This window comes from Anaeromyxobacter terrae (assembly GCF_022690685.1).
In the GTDB taxonomy this organism is placed as follows: Bacteria; Myxococcota; Myxococcia; order Myxococcales; family Anaeromyxobacteraceae; genus Anaeromyxobacter; species Anaeromyxobacter terrae.
In genome coordinates this window covers 1-24,573 of record NZ_JALCYY010000057.1, presented here as the reverse complement: position 1 = coordinate 24,573, position 24,573 = coordinate 1, and the positions used below count along the sequence as shown (strand labels likewise).

The window sequence follows — 24,573 nt, the reverse complement described above, 5'->3', positions numbered from 1 at the left end:
ATGTTCTCGCGTTGACGGGGCGGGCGAGCCCGACTAGCCTCGCCGGACGCTTTTCCCCGTCGAAACCGAGACATGCGAGATCCCAACCCCCCCCGCGGCGACGACCTCGGCGCGACCGAGCGCGAGATCCTCGCGCATCGCGTGAAGAAGGCCGAGGCGCTGCGCGCGCTCGGCGTGAACCCCTACGGCAACGGGCACCGCCCCGCGCACCTCTCGAAGGACCTGCGCGACCGGTACGGCGACGCGCCGGCCGACGAGATCGCGAAGGACCCCGGCCCCTGGTCGATCGCCGGGCGCGTCCTCGCGGTCCGTCCCTTCGGCAAGGCCGCCTTCCTCAAGGTCCGCGACGCCACCGGCGAGCTCCAGGTGTGGATCAAGAAGGACCGGGTCTCCGAGCGGGACTTCGAGATCTACAAGCTCCTCGACATCGGCGACATCGTCGCCGCCCAGGGCGGCGCCACGCGCACCAAGACCGGCGAGCTCACCCTCGAGGCGAACGGCTTCACGATCCTCACGAAGTCGATGCGGCCGCTGCCGGAGAAGTGGCACGGGCTCAGCGACGTGGAGCAGCGCTACCGGCAGCGCTACCTCGATCTCATCGCCACGCCCGGCGTGCGCGACACCTTCGTGAAGCGCGCCCGGACGGTCTCGACCATCCGGCGCTTCCTCGACGGGCGCGGCTACCTCGAGGTCGAGACGCCGACCTTGCACAAGCCGGAGGAGGCGGGCGGCGCGGCTGCGCGGCCGTTCGAGACGCACCACAACGCGCTCGATCTCAGCCTCAAGCTCCGCATCGCGACCGAGCTGCACCTGAAGCGGCTCGTCGTGGGCGGCTTCGATCGCGTCTACGAGATCGGCCGCATCTGGCGGAACGAGGGGATCGATCGCCGCCACAACCCCGAGTTCACCACGATCGAGTTCTACGAGGCGTACGCCACCGCGGACGACCTCATGCGGCTCACCGAGGAGCTCTTCCACGCGCTCGCCCTCGAGGTCGCCGGGACGCCGGTGGTGCCGTTCCAGGGGCAGCCGATCGACTACACCCCCCCGTACCCCCGCGTCTCGCTCGTCGAGGTGGCGGCGCGCGTGCTCGGCCTGTCCGTCGAGGACGCCCTCGCGGGCCGCGGGCTCGCCGAGGCGCTCGGGCGGGCGGCGGCGCGCGAGAACGAGTCGGAGGACGCCTGGAAGCTCGAGCAGGCGGCGAAGAAGTCCCCCGGCGAGGCGCTGGCCGCGGTCTTCGAGGTGTTCGGGGAGCCGCAGCTGCCGAAGGACCGGCCCGCGTTCGTGGTCGACTTCCCGCTCGAGACGAGCCCGCTCTCGCGCCGGCGCGACGCCGATCCGCGCCTCGTCGATCGCTTCGAGCTGTTCGCGGGCGGGATGGAATGCGCGAACGCGTTCTCCGAGCTCAACGATCCCGCCGATCAGCGGGCGCGCTTCGAGGCGCAGGTGAAGGCGCGCGCTTCGGGGGACGAGGAGGCGATGCCGTACGACGAGGACTTCGTGCGCGCCCTCGAGCACGGCATGCCGCCCACCGCGGGCGAGGGGATCGGGATCGATCGGGTGACGATGCTCCTCACGGACTCCGCCTCCATCCGCGACGTCATCCTGTTCCCGCTCCTCAAGACCCGGGACTGACGTGAGCGAGGAGCGGATGCACGAGCGCGTGGCCGCCGGCGGCGGGCCCCCGAGGTCCGCCGAGGCCGGAGGGGGCCCCGCGGCCGCCGGTCCGGGCCCGGGCCCCGTGGCCGAGGGTCCCGCCCCCCGCGGCGGCGCGCAGGGCGCGGGGCACCCGGCGCCGCCGGTGTTCTCCGTCCCGGCCTTCCTCCTCGTCCTCGCGGGCCTGTTCGGCGCCGCCGTCGTCGCGCCGCTCGCGCACGCGTTCTTCGGCGACCGCCTCTCGCTCCCGGGCGCGCTCGCGACCGGGCTCGCCGCGCTCACGGCCGCGCTCGCCGGCGCCGCGCTCGGCGCGGCCGCCGCCTGGGCCGGCCGGCGGATCGCCTTCTACGAGCTCGCGGCCGCGTTCCTGCTCTGGGCGGCGGGGGTGGCGGCGCTGGTCGCGTTCCTGCCCGGGCTGCGCGAGCGGTCGGCGGCGCTCCAGGCCCTCGAGGCGCAGGGGACGCTCGTGCTCGTGCTCGGGCTCCTCGGCGTCGGCCTCCTCGCGGCGACCGCGGTGTTCGTCGGCTCGACGCTCGCGTACCTCGCCGTCGGGACCGGGCGCCTCGACGCGTCCTTCTCGTACGAGCTCTTCGTGGCGCGCAGCCACCTGCGGCTCAGCCCGCGCACGCTCGCCGCGCTCTTCGCGCTCGTCGTGACCGGGCTCGTGCCCGGCATCGTGCTCGGGCTCGCCTGGTCGCTCCTGCGCGACGCGAAGGAGCGGCGCGCCTACCGGCGCGGCGAGCTCTTCGTGCGCCCGCGCATGCCGGCGACGCTCCTCATGACGCTCATCTCGATCGGCGGCGTGGCGATCGGCGTGTGGGCGCTCACGGTGGTGCTCTCGGTGATGAGCGGGTTCGAGGCCGACCTGAAGAGCAAGATCCTCGGCCAGAACGCGCACGGCATGCTGCTCACCTACGGCCAGAACGAGCTCACCGACTGGCGGACGACGCGAGACCGGGTGCTCCACGTGCCGGGCGTCGTGGGCGCGACGCCCATCCACTACAACGAGGTGATGCTCTCGGCCGGCCAGAACCTCACCGGCGCCATCGTGAAGGGCATCGACGTCGCGTCGGTCGGCACGGTGACCGAGCTGCCCCAGTCGATCGAGGAGGGGAAGCTCGAGTGGCTCGAGAAGCCCGAGCGCATCCCGCCGCCCGGCAAGGGCGACCACCCCGAGGAGGAGCGCGCGGCCCCCCGCCCCGGCAAGACCCTGCCCGGCATCGTCGTGGGGCGCGAGCTCGCGCGGTCGCTGCGGGTGTTCGTCGGCGACCAGGTGAACGTCGTCTCGCCGTTCGGCGACCTCGGTCCGGGCGGCCCGCAGCCGAAGAGCCGGCCGTTCCGGGTGTCCGCGATCTTCCACAGCGGGATGTTCGAGTACGACTCGAAGTTCGCCTACATCGACCTCGCCGAGGGCCAGAAGTTCTTCGGCACGGGCGACGCGGTCACCGCGTTCGAGCTGAAGGTCCGCGATCCGGACGCGGCGCGGGCGGTCATGGGCCGGGTGGTGTTCGAGCTCGGCGGCTGGCCCTTCCGGGCGCGCGACTGGACCGAGCTCAACCGCAGCCTCTTCTCCGCCCTGCAGACCGAGAAGGTCGTGATGGCGGTGATCCTCGGCTTCATCGTGCTCGTCGCGACGTTCACCATCGTCGCGACGCTCGTCATGCTCGTCCTCGAGAAGCGCAAGGAGATCGGCGTCCTCAAGTCGATGGGCGCCGGGGTGCCGAGCGTGATGAAGATCTTCATGGCCGAGGGCGTCATCATCGGCGCGGTGGGCACCGCCTTCGGCCTGTTGCTCGGCCTCGGGAGCTGCCTGCTCATCGACAAGGTCGGCATCCCGCTCGACCCCGAGGTCTATTACATCTCGAACCTGCCCGTGGTGATCGATCCCTCGCAGTTCGCGCTCGTCGCCCTCGCCGCGCTCGCGCTGTCGTACCTCGCGACGCTCTACCCGGCGACGAAGGCCGCCCGCCTGAACCCGGTGGACGGGCTCCGGAGCGAGTGATGACCTCCCCGTTCGTGCGGATCCAGGGGCTCACCAAGACCTACCTCATGGGCGACCGCCGGCTCGAGGTGCTGCGCGGCATCGACCTCGAGATCGCGCCCGGCGAGCTCGTGGCGCTCACCGGGCCCTCCGGCGCGGGGAAGAGCACCTTCCTCCACCTCCTGGGCACGCTCGACGTGCCGACCGGCGGGCGGATCCTCTTCGACGACGCGGATCCGTTCGAGCGCGGCGAGGAGGGCCTCGCCGCGTTCCGCAACGAGACCGTGGGCTTCGTGTTCCAGAGCCACCACCTCCTGCCCGAGTTCACCGCCCTCGAGAACGCGATGATGCCAGCCCTGATCCGCCGCGTGCCGCGGGCGGAGGCGCGGCGGCTGGCGGCGGAGATGCTCGCCCTCGTCGGCCTCGCCGACCGCGTCGACCACCACCCCGGCGAGCTGTCCGGCGGCGAGCAGCAGCGGGTCGCGCTGGCGCGCGCGCTGTGCCTGCGCCCGCGGCTCCTGCTCGCCGACGAGCCCACCGGCAACCTCGACCCGGCGACGGCCGAGGGGATCCACTCCCTGCTCGCCGACCTGAACGCGCGGATGGGGATCACCGCGGTGGTCGTCACCCACAACGAGCGGCTCGCCGCGGCGCTGCCGCGCCGCCTTCGCCTGGAGCGGGGGCGGCTCGCGTGAGCGCTCCGGCGGGCGGCCCCCGGGGACCGCGTCGGCGGCCGGAAGGAAGAGGTTTGAGCTTTTCGGGGCATCGGTTTAGATTCCGCGGCTCCGTGAAGCGCCTGACCGACCTCGCAGCCGCGCTCGCCGCCCTGCTCATCGCCGCCGGTGCCGCCCTCGTCCCTGCCCAGGCCGCCGCGCAGGACGCGTCGCCTTCGGCGGAGGTGAGGGCGGGCGCCGTGCTCGCCGACGTCCGCATCGAGGGGAACCGGCGCGTCGAGGTCGACGCGATCCGCGCCGCCGTCTCCCAGAAGAAGGGCCAGCCCTACGACCCGCGCGCCGTCCAGAAGGACATCCGGGCGGTGATGAAGCTCGGGTTCTTCTCCGACGTCGTCGTCGAGGTGCAGGGGACCCTCGAGGCGCCGGTCCTCCTGTACCGCGTCACGGAGCGTCCCACCGTCCGCGAGGCGCGGATCGAGGGGAACGCCGCGCTCTCGAAGGACGATCTCAAGGACACGGTCGAGCTGAAGCCGTTCGCGGTCCTGGATCTCGTCGCCGTCCGCAAGGACGTGAAGAAGATCAAGGAGAAGTACGCCGAGAAGGGCTACTACCTCGCGGAGGTCACCTACCGGCTCGACGAGCGCCCCGACAACCAGGTCGACGTCGTCTACGTCATCGACGAGCGCGCGAAGGTCCAGGTGAAGGAGGTGCGGTTCCTCGGGAACGCGCACGTCCCGGACGCCGACCTCCTCGCGATGATGCAGACGCGGCCGGGAGGCTACCTCTCGTTCCTGAGCTCCGTCGGCACGTACCGCGAGGAGGCGTTCCAGCACGACCTCCAGGGCATCCAGGCCGTCTACCTCGACCGCGGCTACGTGAACGTGAAGGTCGGGAACCCGTCGGTCGCGCTCTCGCCCGACAAGCGGTTCCTGCACATCACCATCCCGGTCGAGGAGGGCGAGCAGTACAAGATCGGAAAGATCGCCTTCACCGGCCAGCTCCTCGATCGCGAGCCCGCCCTGCGTCGCATCTTGCGCGCGAAGCAGGGCGAGATCTTCTCGCGGAGCAAGATCCAGCAGGACCTGTTCGCGGTCGGCGACGTCTACCGGGACATGGGCCACGCGTACGCCAACGTCACGCCCCTCACGGCGACCGATCCCAAGACCCGCACGCTCGACCTCACCTACGAGATCCAGCCCGGGCCGAAGGTCCGCTTCGAGCGGATCGACATCGTCGGCAACGACAAGACCCGCGACAAGGTCATCCGGCGCGAGCTGCGCATCTACGAGGGCGAGCTCTACTCGGGCACGGGCCTGCGCCAGTCGAAGCAGCGCGTGAACGCGCTCGGCTTCTTCGAGACGGTCGAGGTCACGACGAAGCAGGGCAGCTCCGAGGACACGATCGTCGCGGTCGTCGAGGTGAAGGAGCGCGCGACCGGGACGTTCCAGATCGGCGCCGGGTTCTCCTCCTACGAGAACTTCATCCTCACCGGCCAGATCTCGCAGAACAACTTCTTCGGGTGGGGCCAGACGCTCTCGCTGCAGGTGCAGTGGTCGTCGGTCCGTCAGCTCGGCCAGATCCAGTTCGTCGAGCCCTACTTCCTCGACACGAAGTGGACCTTCGCCTTCGACCTCTACGCGACCGAGGGCATCTACACGACCTTCACGCGCCGCGCGGTCGGCGGGTCGATGACCTGGGGCTACGAGCTGAACGGGCTCGCGCCGTGGTGGTCGTTCGCCCGCAACCTCGAGGACATGCGGCTCTTCGCGACCTACACGAACGAGAAGGTGGACGTGACGGCGTCCGGCCTCGCCGCGGTCGCCGCGAGCCAGCAGTTCAAGTCCGGCACGACGAGCGCGCTGCGCCTGTCGCTGCAGTGGGACCGGCGCGACAACCGGCTCTTCCCGACGCGCGGCTTCTTCATGTCGGGGAGCGCCGAGGTCGCGCCGCCCGCCCTCGCGCCCGAGTCGCTGTTCGGGAAGGTGAACCTCTTCACCCGCTACGCCGTCGACGCGCGCGCCTACCACCCGATCTGGCTCGACCTCGTCGGCCGCGCGAAGCTCACGCTCGGCTACATCCGGGACTGGGACTCGCAGCACCGGGTCCCGATCTCCGAGCGCTACTTCGTCGGCGGCATCAACTCGGTCCGAGGCTACCGGTACCTCTCCATCTCGCCCGTGGAGTACGTCCCCACCTGGCTCGATCCGAGCGCGCGGCGCGGCGCCCTGTACGTGGGCGGCGACAAGCAGGCGGTGCTGAACATCGAGCTCGAGTTCCCGCTGTTCAAGGCGGTCGGCGTCCGCGGCGTCCTCTTCAGCGACTTCGGCAACGCGTTCCCCGCCGGCAAGTTCAGCGATCCGGCCGTCCCGCTGTCGCTCTACAAGTCGGTCGGCTTCGGCTTCCGCTGGCAGAGCCCGATCGGCCCGCTCCGGTTCGAGTGGGGCATCCCGCTCGACCGCCGCCGCGAGGCCCCGGAGAACGGCGGCGCCTACATCGACCAGGCCCTCGACTTCCAGTTCACGATCGGCAACTTCTTCTGATCGCCGGTCGACAAGGAGCCCCCATGCGTCACGCTCTCCGCCTCACCGCCGTCCTCGCCCTCCTCGCGGCCACCGCCGCCCACGCCGCCGAGCCCAAGATCGGCTTCGTCGACCTGCAGCGCGCGCTCAACGAGATCGACGAGGGCAAGGCCGCGAAGGCCACGCTGAAGCACGACTTCGACGAGAAGCAGAAGCAGCTCGACGCGAAGAAGGTCGAGTTCGACAAGCTCCGCCAGGACTTCGAGAAGCAGGCGGTGGTCATGGCCGAGCAGGCGCGGCGCGACAAGGCCGCCGAGCTCGACCGCAAGGCGAACGACCTGCAGCAGTTCTGGGGCCAGCTCCAGAAGGACCTCTCCGAGCGCGAGCGCGAGGTGACACGCGGCATCTTCGACAAGATGGCGAACATCACCCGCGAGATCGCCGAGGCCGACGGCTTCACGATGGTCCTCGAGCGCAGCGACTCCGGGATCGTGTTCGCGCTGCCCGCCCTCGACCTCACGAACGAGCTCATCCGCAAGTACAACGCGAGGTTCCCGGGCGGCGCGGCGAAGAAGCCCGCCGAGGCGAAGCCGGCCGCGCAGAAGCCGGCCGCCCCCGCCGGGAAGAAGTGAGGCGGACGTGACCTTCACGCTCGCGGAGCTCGCCGCGCGCGTCGGCGGCGAGGTCGTCGGCGACGGCACGCGGGTCCTGGAGGGGGTCGCGCCGCTCGAGGACGCCGGCCCGCACCACGTCTCGTTCTTCTCCAACAAGAAGTACCGCAAGGCTTTCGAGGCCTCGCGCGCCGGGGCGGTGGTGGTCGAGCCGGACGCGGAGGTGCCCGCCGGCCGCACCGTGCTCAGGGCCCCGAACGCCTACCTCGCGTTCGCGAAGATCTCGACGCTGTTCCACCCGCCCCGCGAGGCGGCGCCGGAGATCGCGCCGGAGGCGGCCATCCACCCGAGCGCGCGGATCCACCCGAGCGCGCAGGTGATGCCGCTCGCCTCCGTCGGGCCCGACGCCGAGATCGGCGCGCGCACGATCGTCTACCCGGGCGTGCACGTCTGCGAGGGGGCGCGCGTCGGCGAGGACTGCCTGCTCTACCCGAACGTGGTCGTGCGGGAGCGCTGCCTCGTCGGCAACCGCGTGATCCTGCAGCCGGGCTGCGTCATCGGGTCGGACGGGTTCGGGTTCGCCTTCGATCCCGAGGGCGAAGGCCGCGGGCCGCGCCACTTCAAGGTGCCGCAGATCGGCATCGTGATCGTCGAGGACGACGTCGAGATCGGCGCCAACACCTGCCTCGACCGCGCGACGCTCGGCGCGACGCGCATCGGGCGCGGGTCCAAGATCGACAACCTCGTCCAGATCGCCCACAACGTGGAGCTCGGGCCGCTCTGCCTCATCGTCTCGCAGGTCGGCATCGCCGGCTCGACGAAGCTCGGGATGGGCGTCGTCGCGGCGGGGCAGGTGGGGATCGTCGGCCACCTCAACATCGGCGACGGCGTGAAGATGGGCGCCCAGTCCGGCATCATGAGCGACCTCGCGCCGGGCGAGGCGGTGAGCGGCTCTCCGTCGCAGCCTCACGCCGACTGGCTGCGGACGCAGGCGGCGCTGCGGTCGCTCCCGGAGCTCCGCCGCGAGGTGAAGGAGCTCCGCCGCGAGCTCGATCGGCTGCGCGCCGAGAAGGAGAAGAAGTCATGAGCGCCGAGCGCGCACCCGCCGCCGTGCTGGACATCGAGGAGATCCAGCGGCTCCTGCCGCATAGGCCGCCTTTCCTCCTCGTCGATCGCGTGGTGCTCGTCGAGCCGAACGTGCGCCTCGTCGCCTGGAAGTCGGTGACGATGAACGAGCCGTTCTTCGTCGGCCACTTCCCCGGGCACCCGGTGATGCCGGGCGTGCTCATCCTGGAGGCGCTCGCGCAGGCGGGGGCGCTCCTCGCGCTGAAGTCGCTGCCGCCCGACCAGATCACCTCGAAGATCACCTATCTGATGGGGATCGACGGGGCGAGGTTCCGCCGGACGGTGGTCCCGGGGGACAGGCTCGAGCTGCACCTCGAGGTGACGAAGCAGAAGGGCGCGGTCTGGAAGGAGAAGGGGACCGCGATCGTGGACGGGCAGACCGTCGCCGAGGCGGAGTTCATGGCCATGTTCGCCGACCGAGAGGTCGCGAGCTGACAGGAGCACGGAGCATGTCCATTCACCCCACTGCCGTCGTCGAGCCGGGCGCAGAGGTCGATCCGTCCGCCGAGATCGGCCCCTTCGCCGTGATCGGCCCGCACGTCCGCATCGGCGCGCGCACCGTCGTCGGCGCGCACGCGGTCGTCGCGGGGCGCACCACGCTCGGTCAGGCGAACCGCGTCTTCCCGCACGCCGTCGTGGGCGAGGTGCCGCAGGACCTCAAGTACCGCGGCGAGCCCACCGAGCTCGTGGTCGGGGATCGGAACACGTTCCGCGAGGGCGTGACGATCAGCACCGGCACCCTGCAGGGCGGCGGCGTCACGCGCATCGGCTCGGGCTGCCTGTTCATGGCGAACAGCCACGTGGGGCACGACTGCGACGTGGGCGACGGCGCGATCATCGCGAACTCGGTCGCGCTCGCCGGGCACGTGGTGCTCGAGGACCACGTGCACATCAGCGGCCTCGCCGCGGCGCACCAGTTCTGCCGCATCGGCCGGCTCGCGTTCGTCTCGGGCCTCACCGGCGTCACCATGGACGTGCCGCCCTTCTGCACCGTGGCGGGCCCGCGCGCGGAGCTCGCCGGCCTCAACGCCGTGGGGATGCAGCGCGCCGGGCTGAGCGAGGAGCGCATCGGCGGCGTGAAGCAGGCCTACAAGATCGTGTTCCGCTCGAACCTGGGGCTCGCCGAGGCGATCGCGCAGGTCGAGGCGGAGCTCGGGATGCACGAGGACGTCGCGCACTTCGTCCGGTTCCTCAAGGGGACGCAGCGCGGCATCACGCGGTAAATGGCGACGATCGGCCTCATCGCGGGGGGCGGGCGCTTCCCGATCCTGTTCGCGGAGAGCGCCCGCCGCGCCGGGCACCGGGTCGTCGCCGTCGCGCACCGCAACGAGACCGACCCCGCGCTCGAGGGCGCGGTGGACGCGCTCACCTGGGTGAAGCTCGGGCAGATCGGGCACATCCTCGACGCGCTCCGCGCGGGCGGCGCGACGCAGAGCGTGATGCTCGGCGCGATCACGAAGAAGCGCTTCTTCACCGACGCGATGCTCGACGCGACCGGGCTCCGCGTCCTCGCGCGCGTCGGCATCCGCTCCGACGACAACCTGCTCCGCGCGATGGCGCGCTTCCTCGACGAGGAGGGCGTGCCCATCACCGACCCCACGCCGTTCCTGCAGGATCGGCTCGCGCCCGAGGGCGTGATGGGCAGGCACCAGCCGACGGACGACGAGCGCGCGGACGCGGCCTACGGGCTCGAGCTCGCGCGCGGCATCGGGCGGCTCGACCTCGGCCAGACGGTGGTCGTGAAGGATCGCGTCGCGCTCGCGGTCGAGGCGCTCGAGGGCACCGACGCGTGCATCCGCCGCGGCGGCGAGCTCGCGCGCTCGGGCGGGTTCGTCGTCGCGAAGGCGGTGAAGCCGGGGCAGGACCGCCGCTTCGATCTCCCGGCCGTCGGTCCGGACACGCTCGAGACGCTGCGGGAGGCGGGCGGCCGGGTGCTCGCCGTGGAGGCGGGCGCCACGCTCGTGATGGACCTCGAGCGGATGATCGCGTACGCGGACAAGGCCAAGATAGTGCTCATGGGGTTGCGGGAGTGAGCTGGGCGCGCGACGAGGCGGGCGGGGCGGTGCTCGAGCTCCTCGTCCAGCCGCGCGCGTCGCGCACCCGCGTCGTCGGCGAGCACGACGGCCGGCTCAAGATCCAGCTCGCGGCGCCGCCGGTGGACGGCGAGGCGAACGCCGCCCTGGTCGAGTTCCTCGCCGGCGCGCTCTCCGTCCGCAAGCAGGACGTGACCGTGCTCCGCGGCGAGACCGGCCGGCGCAAGTCGGTCCGCATCGCCGCCGTCACCGCCGCGCGCGCCCTCGCCGCGCTCGTCCCCTGAGAGGCCATGGCCCGCGCCCTCCTCGCCCTCGCCGCCGTCCTGCTCGCCGTCCCGGGGTTCTTCGTCGCCGCGAAGGGGCTCGCCGCGCTCCGGCGCCAGCGCGTGGTCGTGCACGGCAGGGAGGTCGCGGGCCCGCGCGCCCGGACCGCCGGGGCGATGCTCGTCGTGTACGGCCTGGCGATGGTCGCCCTCGGCGTCGTGCTCGTGACGTTCGCCGTCCTGCGCCGCTGACGCCGCCCAGGGGCGGGCATCCCTCGCCGCGGCACGCAATCCTTGCGGGAAGAACCCGGCCTCTCGCCCGTGTTCCGGACGCTGGAAGTCGAATAAGATGGCGCCCCCCATGAGCCACCGATTCCTCGCCGCTTGCCGGAAGCAGCCCGTCGACCGTCTGCCCGTCTGGATGATGCGCCAGGCCGGCCGGTACCAGCCGTCCTACCGCGCCGTCCGCGAGAAGGTGGGCTTCCTCGAGCTGTGCCGCTCGCCGGAGCTCATCGCGCAGGTGACGGTGGCGCCGATCGACGAGTTCGGGTTCGACGCGGCCATCCTCTTCTCCGACATCCTCGTCCACCTCCCGGCGATGGGGCTCGACCTCACGTTCGAGAAGGGCGAGAAGGGCAAGGGCGACGGCGGCCCCAAGATCGCGAACCCCGTCCGGACGCGCGCGGACGTGGACGCCCTGCGCGTCCCGGAGCCGAAGAAGGACCTGCCGTACGTCCTCGACGGCGTGCGCGCCATCCGCACCGCGCTCCAGGATCGCGTCCCCCTCATCGGCTTCGTCGGCGGGCCGTTCACCGTCGCGAGCTACGCCGTCGAGGGCGGCAGCCAGGGCTTCACCCGGCTGAAGACGATGCTGTACGCGGAGCCCCGGACGGCGCACGCGCTCTTCGAGAAGCTCACCCGCGCGGCGATCGTGCAGATCGAGGAGCAGATCGCGGCCGGGGCACAGGCCGCGCAGATCTTCGAGAGCTGGCTCGGTGAGCTCGACCGCGCGGACCTCGAGGAGTTCGCGTTCCCGTACCTCGCGCGCATCGCCGAGGCGGTGAAGCGCACGGGCGTCCCGTCGATCTTCTTCTCGACCGGCACCACCTCCCACCTCGAGCCGATCTCGAAGCTCGGCTACGACGTCGTCTCCGTGGACTGGCGCATCCCCATCGACGAGGCGCGCCGCCGCGCCCCGGGCGTCGCCATCCAGGGCAACCTGGACTCCACCCTCCTCCTCGGGCCGAAGCAGGTCGCCGTGGAGCGCGCGCTCTCCATCGTGCGGGCGGCGGGCCGGGAGCCCGGCTACATCTTCAACCTCGGCCACGGCATCCAGCCCGGCACGCCGACCGAGACCGTGAAGGCGGTCGTGGACGCGGTCCACGCCTTCGCCTGGAAGTGAGGAAGACGTGATCCAGATCCCGTCCTGGGAGCTCATCAAGAAGTACGACCGTCCCGGCCCGCGGTACACGAGCTACCCGACCGCGCCGGAGTGGTCGGACGCCTTCGGGCCGAAGGACTACGAGGAGCACCTCGCTCGCGCCGATGCGCAGGGCGGGCCGCTCTCGATCTACGTCCACCTCCCGTTCTGCCGCGAGATGTGCCGCTTCTGCGGCTGCAACGTCATCGCGACCCACGACCGCACCCGCGCCGAGTCCTACCTCGAGCTCCTCGAGAAGGAGGTCGAGCTCGTCGCGAAGCGGCTGCCCCGGCGCCGCACGGTGACGCAGCTCCACTGGGGCGGCGGGACGCCGACCTTCCTCGACGAGCGGCAGCTCGAGCAGTGCCACGCCCTCCTCGCGCGCCACTTCGACTTCGCGAAGGACGGCGAGCAGGCGATCGAGATCGACCCGGCGATCACCACCCGCTCGCAGATCGAGACGCTCGCGAAGCTCGGCTTCAACCGCATCTCGATGGGCGTGCAGGACTTCGATCCGCAGGTCCAGGAGACGGTCGGCCGCATCCAGGGCTTCAAGGAGACCGCCGAGCTCGTGCAGGCGGCCCGCGACTACGGCTTCCACGGGGTGAACCTCGACCTCATCTACGGGCTCCCGTTCCAGTCGCGGGACACCTGGCAGAAGACGCTCGACCTCATCCTCGAGATCCACCCGGACCGCATGGCGGTGTTCGGCTTCGCGTACGTCCCGTGGTCGAAGCCGCACCAGCGGCTCCTGCCGCAGGAGGCGCTCCCGAAGACCGAGCAGCGCGTCGAGCTGTTCCTGCAGGCCGTGGAGGCGTTCACCTCGGGCGGCTACCGGCTCATCGGCCTCGATCACTTCGCGCTCGAGTCGGACGAGCTCGCGCGCGCGCAGGACGCGGGCTACCTGTACCGCAACTTCCAGGGGTACACGGTCCGGCCGGCGGCCGACACCGTCGCGTTCGGGATGACGTCCATCTCGGACATCGGCGGCGCGTACGCGCAGAACGCCCACAAGCTGAAGGACTGGGGCGACAAGGTCTCGCAGGGCATCATCCCGGTCGAGCGCGGCGCCTCGGTGACGGACGACGACGTCATGCGCCGCTTCGTCATCAACCGGGTCATGTGCCTCCTCAAGCTCGATCTGCGCGAGGTCGCGGAGAAGTTCGGCTCCGCGGCCCGGAAGGCCATCGAGGCGGATCTCTCGAAGGGCGTGGCCGAGCTGCAGGGCGACGGGCTCGTGACGTTCGACGGCGAGCTGCTCCGGGTGACCCCGCTCGGCCAGCTCCTGGTCCGCAACGTGGCCATGCTGTTCGACGCGTACCTCGGCAAGCACGCCGGTGAGAAGAAGCCCACGTTCTCGCGGACGATCTGATGGAGCACACCGCCGTCTTCCTCATGAACCTCGGAGGGCCGCGGACGCTCGACGAGGTCGAGCCGTACCTGTACGAGCTCTTCTCGGATCCGCTCCTCATCTCCGCGCCGTTCGGCCCGCTGCGGCCGCTCGTGGCGCGGCTCATCTCCCGGCTGCGCGCCCCGTCCTCCGCCGAGAAGTACGCGCTCATCGGCGGCAAGTCGCCCATCGTCGAGGGGACGGAGCGGCAGGCGCGCGCGCTCGAGGGCGCGCTCGGGCCGGGCTGGTCGTGCCACCTCGCGATGCGCTGCGGCCACCCGAACACCGAGGAGGGCGTCCGCGAGGCGCTCGCCGCGGGGGCCACGCGCGCGGTCGCGCTCCCGCTCTACCCGCAGTACGCCAACGCGACGACGAAGAGCTCGCTCGTGGAGCTCCGGCGCGTCTGGCCGAAGCACCTGCCGCTCGCCGAGATCTGCACCTGGCACGATCACGAGGGCTACCTGGACGCGTCCGCGGCGGCGCTGCGCGAGACGCTCGCCGCGCTCCCCGGGCCGGCGCGCGAGAAGGCCCTCGTCGTGTTCAGCGCGCACGGCCTGCCCATGAGCCAGGTGCGCAAGGGCGACCCGTACCCCGGGTACATCGAGCACTCGGCGCGCGAGACCGCCCGGCGCGCGGGCGCGGTGGAGTTCCAGGTCACCTACCAGAGCCGGGTGGGGCCCGCGAAGTGGCTCGGGCCGGACACCGTCGAGTTCCTCCGGACGAGCGCGCGCGGGCGCTCGATCGTGACCGTCCCCATCGCCTTCGTCTCGGAGCACCTCGAGACGCTCTACGACCTCGACGTCCTCGCGAAGCAGGCGGCGGCCGAGGGCGGCGCGACCGCCTATCTCCGCGTGCCCGCGCTCGGGGTCCGCCCCGACTTCGTCGCGGCGCTCGCGGACGTGGTCCGCGCGGGGCTCGAGGCGAGCCGGACCGCGGCCTGAGCGGGGATGTCCCGTCCGGCCCTGCGCCGGGAGCGAGCCCGGGGGGTCCAGGGGGGCACGTCGCACGTCGTGTGTGCCCCCCCGGTACGCAGCGAGCGCAGGCGCAGCCGGATGAGGCTGCGCCGGAGCGAGCCCGGGGGGTCGGGGGGGCACGTCGTGTGTGCCCCCCCGGTACGAATGTTATGCTGCCCGGTCCCGGCCGATGAAGGATCTCCTCCACCCCCGTCACCGCGCCGCGCTGGCGCGCTTCCTCGCCGAGCACACGCCGGCGAAGGTCCTCCTCGCGTTCGACTACGACGGCGTGCTCGCCCCGCTCGTGCGGGATCCCCACGGGGCGCGCATGGACCGGGCGACCCGCCGCCTGCTCCAGCGGCTCGGGCGGAGCTACCCGGTCGCGGTCGTGTCAGGCCGCGCCTGGCGCGACGTGGCGCGCTTCGTCGGCCCGGCGGTGCCCCTCGTGGTCGGGAACCACGGCTTCGAGCTCGGCCGGCCCGTCGCCGTGCCGGAGCGCGTCCTGCGCCGGGTCCGCGGGTGGCGGCGGCGGCTCGAGGTCGCCCTCGCCGGCGTGCCCGGCATTCACTTCGAGGACAAGCGCTCGACGCTCGCGATCCACTATGGCCTCGCGCGGACGTGGCACGCCTCGGAGCGCGCCGTCTACGAGGCCGCGAACCAGCTCGAGGGGACCCGCCTCATCCCCGGGAAGAAGGTCCTGAACGTCCTCCCGCACGACTTCCCGTCGAAGGGGGACGCGGTGCGCGCGCTCGTGACGCGCCTCGGCTGCACCGCGGCGCTCTACGCGGGCGACGACGTGACGGACGAGGACGCCTTCGCGGTCGGGCCGCCGCTCGTCTTCGGCGTGCACGTCGGCGCGGGACCGTCGCTCGCGCCGTGGAGGATCCGCGAGCAGCGCGACGTCCCAAAGCTGCTCGAGCGGCTCGTCGAGCTCGGCGAGGCGGGCGCCGTGGCGCCCCGGCTCCGCCCGGCGGGTCCGGTCCGCCCGGCGCTCCCGCTCCGCGCGGGAGGGCGGCGATGAGCCCGCCGCGCCGCCCCGAGCCCGGGACCACCGGCGACCTGTTCGCGCCGCGGGAGCTGCCGCGCCCGTGGTCCGTCGGTGAGCTCACGCGCGCGCTCAAGAACGCGGTCGAGCCCAAGTTCCGCGACGTCTGGGTCGCCGGCGAGGTGGCGAACCTGCGGCGCCAGGCGAGCGGGCACGTCTACTTCTCTCTCAAGGACGCCGACGGGCTCATCGGCGCGGTCGTCTGGTCGTCGCAGGCGCGCCGGGTGAAGTTCACGCTCGCCGAGGGGCAGGAGGTGATCGCCCGCGGCTTCGTCGAGATCTACGCGCCGCACGGCAAGTACCAGCTCATCGTGCAGGAGCTCGAGCCGCGCGGCGCCGGCGCGGCGGCGCTCCTGCTCCAGCAGGTGAAGGAGCGGCTCCAGGCGGACGGTCTCCTCGACCCCGCGCGGAAGCGGCCGCTGCCGTTCGTGCCGCGGCGGATCGGCGTCGCCACGAGCCCGACGGGCGCGGCGGTCCGGGACTTCCTCCGCGTGCTCCACGGGCGCTTCCCTTCGCTCTCCGTCCTCGTGGCGCCGTGCCGGGTCCAGGGGGAGGGCGCCGCGTCGACGGTCGTCTCGGCCGTCCGCGCGCTGTGCCGCGCCGGCGTCGACGTGATCGTCGTGACGCGCGGCGGCGGCTCGCAGGAGGAGCTCGGCGCGTTCAACGACGAGCGGCTCGCGCGCGCGATCGCCGCCTGCCCGGTCCCGGTGGTGTCGGCGGTCGGGCACGAGGTGGACATCACGGTGGCGGACCTCGTGGCGGACGTCCGCGCCGCGACCCCGACCCACGCCGCCCAGCTCGTCGCCCCGGTGCGCGACGAGCTCGCGGCGCGCGTGGCGGCGCTCCGCGCCCGGCTCGTCCGCTCCGGGCGGGGGGCGCTCGAGCTCTGGCGCCGTGAGCTGCGCGCGCTGCGCGCCGAGCTCGCCGACCCCGCACACCTCGTCTCGCGCGAGCGCCACCGCGTCGACGATCTGCTCCGGTCCGCGCTCGAGCGCGTGCGGGCGCCGCTCCGCTCGGAGCGCGCGCGCCTCGAGCCGCTCCGCGCGCGGCTCGGCCGCCAGGAGCCGCGCCGCCGCGTGCGCGAGGTCCGCGCGCGCATGGAGGGGAGCACCCGGCGCCTGGGCGCGTGGCAGGCGGCCACCTTCCGCCGCGAGGGGCTCAGGCTGGAGCGCCTCGAGGCGCGGCTCGGGCCGTCCAACGTGGCGAAGCTCCTGTCGCGCGGCTTCGCGCTCGTGCTCCGCGAGGGCCACGTGGTCTCGCGGAGCGGGCAGACGTCCGAGGGGGACGCGCTGCGCATCGTCCTCGGCGAGGGCTGGCTCGACGCGCAGGTCACCCACCGGGATGCAGGGGGCGACCCGCTGCCGGGGCGCACCCCGCCCGCGCGGGATGACGGTGCCGGCGGCTCCGGCGGGGCGGCCGTTGACCCCCTTTAGCGGCGTCGTTAAGTAGGTGGACTCGGAGGTTGCGTGAGTCAGGCGAGCGAGCGGCAGGGGCAGTCCGCGGCAGAGGAGTCCTACGACGCGCTCGTGACGCGGCTCGAGCGCGTCGTCGCGGAGCTCGAGTCCGGCCAGCTCACGCTGGAGCAGTCGATCGAGAAGTTCGCCGAGGGCGTGCGGATCGCGAAGGATGCCTCCCGCAAGCTCGACGACGCGGAGCGCAGGGTCGAGCTGCTCGTGCGCGACGCCGACGGCGAGGAGGAGGCGGTGCCGTTCGAGCCCGAGGCCGGCCGAGGATCCTGACGACCGATGCCGGCCCAAGAGCGCATGAAGAAGCCCAAGGTCATCATCGTCGACGACGATCGCGACACGCGCGAGATGCTCACCCTCGCGCTCGAGCTCGAGGGGTTCGACGTCGGCCAGGCGGCGAACGGGCTCCGGCTCATCTCGGCGATGCACGTGGATCGACCGGACGTCATCCTGCTCGACGTGATGATGAGCTGGATCGACGGCTTCGAGCTGTGCCGCGCCATCAAGAAGAACCCGACCTTCGGGGACATCCCGGTCATCTTCATCTCGGCGCGGAAGAGCGTCGAGGACGAGCGCAGCGGCATCGAGGCGGGCGCCGTCGACTACTTCCCGAAGCCGCTCGACATGGACCGGCTCATCACGCGCATCCGGGACATCCTGGACCGGCGCGCCGGAGCGGTCCCCACCCCGGCGTGAACCCGGGTGGCGGCGGCTCCCTCGGTGGCGTGAGCGCGCGGGCTGCCTTGTGCTACAAGGGCTCCCGCCGTGGCTCCAGACCTCGACATCCAGGCCTACCTCCGTTCGGTCTCCGCCCGGCTCGAGCCCCAGCTCGCGGCGCTCGCCGAGGAACGGCGGGGGCAGGGGCCGGCGCGACTCCTGGACGCCATCCGCTACGCGCTCCTCGGCGGCGGCAAGAGGCTCCGCCCGGCGCTCGTCCTCGCGGCGTGCGAGGCGCACGGCGGCGACGCGTCCGACGGATCCCTCGCGATGCGCTTCGCGATCGCGCTCGAGGCGGTCCACACCTACTCGCTCGTCCACGACGACCTCCCCGCGATGGACGACGACGACCTGCGCCGGGGCCGCCCGACGGTCCACAAGGCGTTCGACGAGGCGACGGCGGTGCTCGTGGGCGACGCGCTCCAGTCGCTGGCCTTCCGGCACCTGCTCGCCGCCCCTCAGCCGGGCGCCGCGGCCCTCGCCCGGCTGCTCGCCGAGAACGCCTACCTCATGGTGGAGGGGCAGGCGCGCGACATCGAGGGCGAGCACGCGCGCCTCGCGGAGGCCGAGGTCCTGGAGCTCATGCGCACCAAGACCGGCGCGCTGCTCGCGAGCGCCGTCGCCGGCGGCGCGGCGTGCGCCGGCGCGCCGATCGATCGCGTCTACCCGATCGGCCTGAAGCTCGGGCTCGCGTTCCAGATCGCGGACGACCTCCTCGACCTCACCGCGGACACCCAGACGCTGGGGAAACGGGCCGGCAAGGACGCCGAGGCCGGGAAGTCCACGCTCCCCGGGCTCGTCGGGATCGCGGAGGCGCGCCGGCGCGCCGAGGCCCTCCTCGACGAGGCGCTCGCCGCCTTCGCCCCGCTCGGGCCGAGCGCCGAGCCGCTCCGCGCGGTGGCGCGCTACGTGCTCTCGCGCAAGAAGTAGCAGGACTCGAAGAACGGAGGTTTTCGAATGGGCCGCCTGCTCGACAGCATCGACTCGCCGTCCGACCTGAAGCGCCTGCCGGTCGACGACCTGCCGCGGCTGTGCGAAGAGATCCGCGAGGAGATCATCCAGACCTGCGCGAAGAACGGCGGCCACCTCGGCTCGTCGCTCGGCGCCGTCGAGCTCAACGTCGCGCTGCACTACGTGTACACGTCGCCGACGGACAAGCTCGTGTGGGACGTCGGCCACCAGGCGTACGCGCACAAGCTCCTCACCGGGCGGCGCGAGCGGTTCCGCACCATCCGCACCGAGGGCGGCCTCGCGGGCTTCCCCGAGCGGCACGAGTCCGAGCACGACGCGTTCGGCGTCGGGCACGCCTCCACCGCCATCAGCGCGGCGCTCGGCATGCTCGAGGCGAAGCGGCTCTCCGGCGCCCCGGGCAAGGTCGTGGCGCTGGTGGGGGACGGCGCCATGACGGGCGGCGTCGCCTTCGAGGGGCTGAACCAGGCCGGCTACCTCGGCCGCAACCTCCTCGTCGTCCTGAACGACAACGAGATGTCGATCTCGCCCAACGTGGGCGCGCTGTCGGAGTGGTTCTCGAAGAAGTTCGCCTCGCGCACGTACAACCGCTGGCGCCGCGCGGTGAAGGACTTCCTCTCGCACGTGCCGAAGGGGCCCGAGGCGATCGACATGATCCGCCACGGGATCAACGCCACGAAGGCGCTCGTGACGCCGGGCATCCTCTTCGAGGGGCTCGGCTTCCACTACGTCGGCCCGGTCGACGGCCACGACGTGCGGAGCCTCGTCGAGACCTTCCAGAAGCTCGCGGTCTTCGACGGCCCGGTGCTGCTCCACGCCATCACCACCAAGGGGAAGGGCTACCAGCCGGCGGAGTCGGACAAGGCGACCCGCGGGCACGGCCTGTCGTTCTTCGACGTCGCGACCGGGAAGCCCGTGAAGAAGGCCTCGGCCAAGGCGTACACCGATCTCTTCGCCGAGGCGCTCTGCGAGGAGATGGAGCGGGACCCGCGCGTCGTGGCGATCACCGCCGCGATGCTCGAGGGCACCGGCCTCATCAAGGCGAAGGCGCGCTTCCCGGAGCGCACCTACGACGTGGGCATCGCGGAGCAGCACGCGGTGACCTTCGCCGCCGGCCTCGCCTGCGAGGGCATCCGCCCGGTCGTCGCGATCTACTCCACCTTCCTCCAGCGCGCCTACGACGAGATCATCCACGACGTGGCGCTGCAGCGGCTCCCGGTGACGTTCGCGCTCGACCGCGGCGGCCTCGTCGGCGCCGACGGCAAGACGCACCAGGGCGCGTTCGACGTCGCCTACCTGCGCTGCGTGCCGAACCTCGTCGTGATGGCGCCGTCGGACGAGAACGAGCTCCGGCACATGCTCCACACCGCGCTCCAGCACGACGGGCCCGCGGCGTTCCGCTTCCCGCGCGGCGCGGGCGAGGGCATCGCGCTCGAGCCGCCGCAGGTGCTGCCCATCGGCAAGGGCCGGATCGCGCGCGCGGTCGCCGGGAAGCCGGACGTGTGCGTCGTCGCGCTCGGCTCCACCGTCCGCGCCGCGCTCGGCGCCGCCGAGGCGCTCGCGAAGGAGGGCGTCGCCGCGTCGGTCATCGACGCCCGCTTCGCGAAGCCGCTCGACGAGGAGCTCATCGCGGGCGAGGCGGAGCGCGCCCGCCGGGTGGTGACGGTCGAGGAGGGGTGCCTGCCGGGCGGCTTCGGCGCCGCCTGCCTCGAGCTCTTCGAGCGGCGCGGCCTCATCGCGGAGGGGCTGCGGGTGAAGCGCCTCGGGCTCCCCGACGAGTTCGTGACGCACGGCGATCAGGGCCGGCAGCGGGCGCAGCTCGGGCTCGACGCCGAGGGCGTCGCGCGGGCGTGCCGCGAGGTCGTCGGCGAGCGGGCGAAGCGCGGGGCGGCGTAGGTCGCTGCTCGCGCCGCGATCGCGCAGCCCCCGCCATGACCTCGCGCAGGCAGCGGATCGACGTCGTCCTCGTCGAGCGGGGGCTCGCGGAGTCGCGCGCGAAGGCGCAGGCCCTCGTGATGGCGGGCGCGGTCGTCGTGGGCGAGGCGCGCGTCGACAAGCCGGGCGCGCTCGTCGATCCGGAGGCGCCGATCCGTCTCAAGGACGGCGCGGCGCCGCAGCGGTACGTGTCGCGCGGCGCGCTGAAGCTCGAGAAGGCGCTCGAGGTGTTCCCCATCGACCCGGCCGGGAAGACCTGCGCGGACCTGGGCGCGTCCACCGGCGGCTTCACCGATCTCCTCCTGCAGCGCGGCGCCGCCCGCGTCTACGCCGTCGACGTCGGCTACGGTCAGCTCCACCCGAAGCTGCGCGGCGACCCCCGCGTGGTGGTCCGCGAGCGCGAGAACGCGCGGGCGCTCACCGCCGAGGCGCTCGGCACCCGGGTCGAGCTCGTGACGGGCGACCTCTCGTTCATCTCGCTGCGGCTCATCCTGCCGGCGGTGAAGGCGATCCTCCGCCCGGGCGGCGCGGCGATCCTGCTCGTGAAGCCGCAGTTCGAGGTCGGCAAGGGGGAGGTCGGCAAGGGCGGGGTGGTGCGTGACGAGGCGAAGCGCCGCGCCGCGCTCGACGGGATCGCCGCCGCGGCGCGCGAGCTCGGGTTCGAGGTCCTGGGCCACGCCGAGTCCCCCATCGAGGGCCCGGCAGGGAACCGGGAGTGGCTCCTCGCGCTCCGCCTTCCGGCCGAGCCGGAGTGAGCGGGGCGCCCGCGCTGGCGCGCTCGGGACGGGCCCGGCGGGCGAGCCCGGTCGTCCTTGACCGCCTGCACCCGGTCTGTTACTGACACGCCGACATTTTCGCGCCCGGGCAATGCCGGGTCTCGAAAGTGGGCCGCGTCGCCCACTTTTCGTTTTTTAGGGGTCAATGACGGGAATCGGAGAAGAGTCCATCGCCGACCGCACGCGCCGGGTGCTCGACCCCGTGCTCGCGCGCGATGGCTATGAGCTCGTCGAGGTGGAGTGGGCGCGCCAGGGGGCGCGCTGGACGCTCCGGCTCTTCATCGACAAGCAGGGCGGCGTCGGGATCGAGGACTGCCAGGCCGTGTCGCGGCTCGTGGAGCCCATCCTCGACGTCGAGGACTTCATCGAGCCGGCCTACGACCTCGAGGTCTCGTCGCCGGGCCTCGATCGGCCGCTGCGCAAGCCGGACGACTTCGACCGCTACGCGGGGCAGCGCGCGCACGTGAAGGCGTACGGGCCCGTCCCCGAGACGGCGCCCGGGTCCCCCGCGCGCAAGAACTGGACCGGCGTCCTCGTGGGCTACCGCGACGGCGCCGTCGAGATCGACGTGGACGGCGTCGTCCACCGCGTCCCCCACGATCAGATCGCGAAGGCCCACCTCGAGTACGACTTCGAGGCGGATCTTCGGAGGAAGGACTGACCGATGCAGCAGAACGTGAACCTGAACCTCATCCTCGACCAGGTCGCCAAGGACAAGGGCATCGACCGCGCGCGGCTCGTCGAGATCCTCGAGGAGGCCATCGGCAGCGCCGCGAAGCGCCACTTCGGGATGGAGCGGAACCTGAAGGCCCGCTACGACGAGGAGAAGGGCCAGGTCGATCTCTTCCAGGTCCTCACCATCGTCGCCGATGCCACCGAGGAGGCGCCCATCCCCGACCCGGTCAACATGATCCCGGTGTCGGTGGCGCACGAGAAGGGCATCGAGGTGGAGGCGGGCGACGAGCTCGACTTCCCCATCTACTACCGCTCCGAGGACGAGGCCGAGGCGCGCGCCCAGGACGAGCAGTGGGGCGATCTCCTCAAGCTGAAGACGTACCGCCGCTCCTTCGGCCGCATCGCGGCGCAGACCGCGAAGCAGGTGATGATCCAGGGCACCCGCAACGCGGAGCGCGAGAACGTCTTCAACGAGTACAAGGATCGCAAGGGCGAGGTCATCACCGGCATCGTCCGCCGCTTCGAGCGCGGCAACGTGATCGTCGACCTCGGCCGCGCCGAGGCGGTGCTCCCGGTGCGCGAGCAGGTGCCGCGCGAGAGCTACCGCGCCGGCGACCGCATCCAGGCGTACGTGATGGACGTGCTGCGCGAGTCGAAGGGGCCGCAGATCATCCTCTCGCGCGCCTCCGTGGAGCTCCTCAAGAAGCTCTTCGAGATGGAGGTGCCCGAGATCGCCGAGGGCGTCGTGGTCATCGAGGCGGCGGCCCGCGAGCCGGGCGGCCGCGCCAAGATCGCGGTGTCGTCGCGCGACTCGGACGTGGACCCCGTCGGCGCCTGCGTCGGCATGAAGGGCAGCCGCGTCCAGGCGGTCGTGCAGGAGCTCCGCGGCGAGAAGATCGACATCGTGCCGTGGGACGACGACTACGCGCGCTTCGTGTGCAACGCCCTCGCGCCGGCCGAGGTCTCGCGCGTGCTCCTCGACGAGCAGAACAAGGCGATGGAGATCATCGTCCCCGACGACCAGCTCTCGCTCGCCATCGGGCGCCGCGGCCAGAACGTCCGCCTCGCCTCCCAGCTCACCGGCTGGAAGCTCGACATCAACTCGGAGTCGCGCGTGAAGGAGATGCGCGAGTTCGCCACCGAGAGCTTCGGCGCGCTGGAGATCCCCGAGCAGACCCAGGAGATGCTGTACTCGCACGGCTTCCGGAAGGCGCAGGACGTCGCGAACGCCGCCCCGGAGATGCTCACGCAGTTCCCGGGCTTCACGATGGACATGATCCCGGACCTGCAGAAGCGCGCCCGCGAGCAGTCGATCGTCGACGCCGAGAAGGAGATGCAGCTCGAGCAGGAGCGCGAGGCGGCCCGCATCGCCGAGGCGCGGCGCCACCCCGACGGGCTCACGCAGGAGGAGCGCTTCGCGCGCGTCCGCGGCGTCGGGGAGAAGACGGTCGATCAGCTGAAGGGCGCCGGGTACGGCACGGTCGAGGCGGTCCACAACGAGTCGGACGTGATGCGGCTGGCGGAGTCGAGCGGCCTCGGCATCAAGAAGGCGCGCCAGATCAAGCACGCGGTGGGTGTCTACCTCGAAGAGGAAGCGAAGCTCCGCGCAGAGCTCGACGCGGCGAAGGCGAAGGCCGCACAGGGAGGCGCCGGCGCTTGAGCGAGCCCGTCCGCACCTGCGTCGGCTGCGGGGAGCGGGCGGCGCAGCGGCAGCTCGTACGGCTCACGACGGATGGTGAACGGGTGATCTTCGATCGTCAGCGCAGCGGAGGCCGTGGAGCGTGGCTCCACCCGAGCGCCGGATGCCTGGAGAAGGCGCTCCGGCGTCGCGCGCTCCCGCGTGCGCTTCGCCGCCCGGAGGCGGGGATCGATGCGGCGGCGCTGCGCGTCGAGTTGACGGGAAGTGCCCGTAAGGATTAGGAGTCTACGAAATGTCCAAGAAGCGGGTCCACGAGCTCGGCAAGCAGCTTAAGGAGCAGGGTATCGAGCTCTCCAACCAGGAGCTGGTCGAGAAGCTCCACCAGCTCGGCTACGACGTGAAGAGCCATTCCTCGTCCCTCGAGGACGACCAGGCCGCGTCGGCGTACGAGAAGATTCTCGGCGAGCGGAAGCCGAAGCCGGCGCCCGTGCGCCCGTCAGGCCCCGGGTTCGTCGTGCGCAAGCGGGTGCACACGGAGGTCGCGCAGCCCGCGCCCGCCGCCGCGCCGCCCGAGCAGGAGCAGGAGCAGGCGCCCGCCGAGGCGTACGAGCCCGAGGCGCCGGTCGCCGAGGCGCCCGCGTACGAGCCCGAGGTGGAGCAGGCCGCCGCGCCGGCCGAGCCGGCCGGCGCTCCGGAGGCGCCCGCGGCCGAGGCCGCTGCGGCTCC

Annotated in this window: 25 protein-coding genes; all 25 read left to right on the top strand. The window is 72.3% G+C overall.

The window, feature by feature from the left end; genetic code table 11:
- The first annotated feature begins 72 nt into the window (after positions 1 to 72).
- Entirely contained in the window at positions 73 to 1,635 is a 1,563-nt protein-coding gene (lysS, locus tag MNY62_RS20280) for a lysine--tRNA ligase (protein WP_242346174.1), read from the top strand.
- A gap of 16 nt (positions 1,636 to 1,651) precedes the next feature.
- Positions 1,652 to 3,658: an FtsX-like permease family protein gene (locus MNY62_RS20275; protein ID WP_242346173.1), complete on the top strand. Its 2,007-nt coding sequence runs from the start codon at positions 1,652 to 1,654 to the stop codon at positions 3,656 to 3,658.
- Positions 3,658 to 4,332, top strand: coding sequence for an ABC transporter ATP-binding protein (locus tag MNY62_RS20270; protein WP_242346172.1), 675 nt, complete (start codon positions 3,658 to 3,660; stop codon positions 4,330 to 4,332). Before MNY62_RS20275 ends, MNY62_RS20270 begins: the two co-directional genes overlap by 1 nt.
- 92 nt (positions 4,333 to 4,424) lie before the next feature.
- Positions 4,425 to 6,851: an outer membrane protein assembly factor BamA gene (bamA, locus tag MNY62_RS20265; RefSeq protein ID WP_242346171.1), complete on the top strand. Its 2,427-nt coding sequence runs from the start codon at positions 4,425 to 4,427 to the stop codon at positions 6,849 to 6,851.
- Between the two features lie 23 nt (positions 6,852 to 6,874).
- Positions 6,875 to 7,462, top strand: a complete 588-nt coding sequence (locus MNY62_RS20260; RefSeq protein ID WP_242346170.1) for an OmpH family outer membrane protein — start codon at positions 6,875 to 6,877, stop codon at positions 7,460 to 7,462.
- 7 nt (positions 7,463 to 7,469) lie between these two features.
- Positions 7,470 to 8,528, top strand: coding sequence for a UDP-3-O-(3-hydroxymyristoyl)glucosamine N-acyltransferase (gene lpxD, locus MNY62_RS20255; RefSeq protein ID WP_242346169.1), 1,059 nt, complete (start codon positions 7,470 to 7,472; stop codon positions 8,526 to 8,528).
- 26 nt (positions 8,529 to 8,554) lie between these two features.
- Positions 8,555 to 9,001, top strand: a complete 447-nt coding sequence (gene fabZ, locus MNY62_RS20250) for a 3-hydroxyacyl-ACP dehydratase FabZ (protein WP_242346180.1) — start codon at positions 8,555 to 8,557, stop codon at positions 8,999 to 9,001.
- A 14-nt stretch (positions 9,002 to 9,015) separates the two neighbouring features.
- Complete coding sequence (gene lpxA, locus MNY62_RS20245; RefSeq protein WP_242346168.1) at positions 9,016 to 9,789, top strand: acyl-ACP--UDP-N-acetylglucosamine O-acyltransferase; 774 nt, start codon at positions 9,016 to 9,018, stop codon at positions 9,787 to 9,789.
- The gene (locus MNY62_RS20240; protein ID WP_242346167.1) at positions 9,790 to 10,599 is read left to right on the top strand and encodes an LpxI family protein; all 810 of its coding nucleotides are present in this window, start codon (positions 9,790 to 9,792) and stop codon (positions 10,597 to 10,599) included.
- Positions 10,596 to 10,883: a DUF167 domain-containing protein gene (locus MNY62_RS20235; protein ID WP_242346166.1), complete on the top strand. Its 288-nt coding sequence runs from the start codon at positions 10,596 to 10,598 to the stop codon at positions 10,881 to 10,883. Before MNY62_RS20240 ends, MNY62_RS20235 begins: the two co-directional genes overlap by 4 nt.
- Before the next feature lie 6 nt (positions 10,884 to 10,889).
- On the top strand, positions 10,890 to 11,114 hold the full coding sequence (locus tag MNY62_RS20230) for a hypothetical protein (RefSeq protein WP_242346165.1): 225 nt from the start codon (positions 10,890 to 10,892) through the stop codon (positions 11,112 to 11,114).
- Between the two features lie 109 nt (positions 11,115 to 11,223).
- On the top strand, positions 11,224 to 12,264 hold the full coding sequence (gene hemE / locus MNY62_RS20225) for a uroporphyrinogen decarboxylase (protein WP_242346164.1): 1,041 nt from the start codon (positions 11,224 to 11,226) through the stop codon (positions 12,262 to 12,264).
- Between the two features lie 7 nt (positions 12,265 to 12,271).
- Entirely contained in the window at positions 12,272 to 13,654 is a 1,383-nt protein-coding gene (gene hemN, locus MNY62_RS20220; protein ID WP_242346163.1) for an oxygen-independent coproporphyrinogen III oxidase, read from the top strand.
- Positions 13,654 to 14,613: a ferrochelatase gene (gene hemH / locus MNY62_RS20215; RefSeq protein WP_242346162.1), complete on the top strand. Its 960-nt coding sequence runs from the start codon at positions 13,654 to 13,656 to the stop codon at positions 14,611 to 14,613. The genes hemN and hemH overlap by 1 nt, the downstream gene beginning before the upstream one ends.
- Before the next feature lie 202 nt (positions 14,614 to 14,815).
- On the top strand, positions 14,816 to 15,646 hold the full coding sequence (gene otsB, locus MNY62_RS20210) for a trehalose-phosphatase (RefSeq protein ID WP_242346161.1): 831 nt from the start codon (positions 14,816 to 14,818) through the stop codon (positions 15,644 to 15,646).
- On the top strand, positions 15,643 to 17,103 hold the full coding sequence (xseA, locus tag MNY62_RS20205; protein WP_242346160.1) for an exodeoxyribonuclease VII large subunit: 1,461 nt from the start codon (positions 15,643 to 15,645) through the stop codon (positions 17,101 to 17,103). The genes otsB and xseA overlap by 4 nt, the downstream gene beginning before the upstream one ends.
- A 33-nt stretch (positions 17,104 to 17,136) precedes the next feature.
- Positions 17,137 to 17,409, top strand: a complete 273-nt coding sequence (gene xseB, locus MNY62_RS20200; RefSeq protein WP_242346159.1) for an exodeoxyribonuclease VII small subunit — start codon at positions 17,137 to 17,139, stop codon at positions 17,407 to 17,409.
- Positions 17,410 to 17,433: 24 nt separating this feature from the next.
- Positions 17,434 to 17,832, top strand: a complete 399-nt coding sequence (locus tag MNY62_RS20195; RefSeq protein ID WP_242346179.1) for a response regulator transcription factor — start codon at positions 17,434 to 17,436, stop codon at positions 17,830 to 17,832.
- Positions 17,833 to 17,901: 69 nt separating this feature from the next.
- Entirely contained in the window at positions 17,902 to 18,783 is an 882-nt protein-coding gene (locus MNY62_RS20190; RefSeq protein WP_242346158.1) for a polyprenyl synthetase family protein, read from the top strand.
- 27 nt (positions 18,784 to 18,810) lie between these two features.
- On the top strand, positions 18,811 to 20,718 hold the full coding sequence (gene dxs / locus MNY62_RS20185; RefSeq protein ID WP_242346157.1) for a 1-deoxy-D-xylulose-5-phosphate synthase: 1,908 nt from the start codon (positions 18,811 to 18,813) through the stop codon (positions 20,716 to 20,718).
- Between the two features lie 35 nt (positions 20,719 to 20,753).
- Positions 20,754 to 21,512: a TlyA family RNA methyltransferase gene (locus MNY62_RS20180; protein WP_242346156.1), complete on the top strand. Its 759-nt coding sequence runs from the start codon at positions 20,754 to 20,756 to the stop codon at positions 21,510 to 21,512.
- A gap of 166 nt (positions 21,513 to 21,678) precedes the next feature.
- Positions 21,679 to 22,194 (top strand): ribosome maturation factor RimP, encoded by a 516-nt coding sequence (locus tag MNY62_RS20175; protein ID WP_242346155.1) that lies wholly within the window; start codon positions 21,679 to 21,681, stop codon positions 22,192 to 22,194.
- Between the two features lie 3 nt (positions 22,195 to 22,197).
- Entirely contained in the window at positions 22,198 to 23,868 is a 1,671-nt protein-coding gene (nusA, locus tag MNY62_RS20170) for a transcription termination factor NusA (protein ID WP_242346154.1), read from the top strand.
- Positions 23,865 to 24,128 (top strand): YlxR family protein, encoded by a 264-nt coding sequence (locus tag MNY62_RS20165; RefSeq protein WP_242346153.1) that lies wholly within the window; start codon positions 23,865 to 23,867, stop codon positions 24,126 to 24,128. Before nusA ends, MNY62_RS20165 begins: the two co-directional genes overlap by 4 nt.
- 11 nt (positions 24,129 to 24,139) lie before the next feature.
- Positions 24,140 to 24,573: translation initiation factor IF-2 N-terminal domain-containing protein (locus MNY62_RS20160; RefSeq protein ID WP_242346152.1), on the top strand; the 434-nt coding region annotated here is incomplete at its 3' end.

Bases quoted from the DNA above. Each gene is read 5' to 3' on its own strand.
- dxs (WP_242346157.1), top strand. From the start codon at position 18,811: ATGGGCCGCCTGCTCGACAGCATCGACTCGCCGTCCGACCTGAAGCGC.
- lysS (WP_242346174.1), top strand. From the start codon at position 73: ATGCGAGATCCCAACCCCCCCCGCGGCGACGACCTCGGCGCGACCGAG.
- lpxA (WP_242346168.1), top strand. From the start codon at position 9,016: ATGTCCATTCACCCCACTGCCGTCGTCGAGCCGGGCGCAGAGGTCGAT.
- MNY62_RS20230 (WP_242346165.1), top strand. From the start codon at position 10,890: ATGGCCCGCGCCCTCCTCGCCCTCGCCGCCGTCCTGCTCGCCGTCCCG.
- hemH (WP_242346162.1), top strand. From the start codon at position 13,654: ATGGAGCACACCGCCGTCTTCCTCATGAACCTCGGAGGGCCGCGGACG.
- nusA (WP_242346154.1), top strand. From the start codon at position 22,198: ATGCAGCAGAACGTGAACCTGAACCTCATCCTCGACCAGGTCGCCAAG.
- MNY62_RS20275 (WP_242346173.1), top strand. From the start codon at position 1,652: ATGCACGAGCGCGTGGCCGCCGGCGGCGGGCCCCCGAGGTCCGCCGAG.
- MNY62_RS20240 (WP_242346167.1), top strand. From the start codon at position 9,790: ATGGCGACGATCGGCCTCATCGCGGGGGGCGGGCGCTTCCCGATCCTG.
- MNY62_RS20270 (WP_242346172.1), top strand. From the start codon at position 3,658: ATGACCTCCCCGTTCGTGCGGATCCAGGGGCTCACCAAGACCTACCTC.
- MNY62_RS20175 (WP_242346155.1), top strand. From the start codon at position 21,679: ATGACGGGAATCGGAGAAGAGTCCATCGCCGACCGCACGCGCCGGGTG.
- MNY62_RS20195 (WP_242346179.1), top strand. From the start codon at position 17,434: ATGAAGAAGCCCAAGGTCATCATCGTCGACGACGATCGCGACACGCGC.
- hemE (WP_242346164.1), top strand. From the start codon at position 11,224: ATGAGCCACCGATTCCTCGCCGCTTGCCGGAAGCAGCCCGTCGACCGT.
- xseA (WP_242346160.1), top strand. From the start codon at position 15,643: ATGAGCCCGCCGCGCCGCCCCGAGCCCGGGACCACCGGCGACCTGTTC.
- MNY62_RS20260 (WP_242346170.1), top strand. From the start codon at position 6,875: ATGCGTCACGCTCTCCGCCTCACCGCCGTCCTCGCCCTCCTCGCGGCC.
- MNY62_RS20180 (WP_242346156.1), top strand. From the start codon at position 20,754: ATGACCTCGCGCAGGCAGCGGATCGACGTCGTCCTCGTCGAGCGGGGG.
- otsB (WP_242346161.1), top strand. From the start codon at position 14,816: ATGAAGGATCTCCTCCACCCCCGTCACCGCGCCGCGCTGGCGCGCTTC.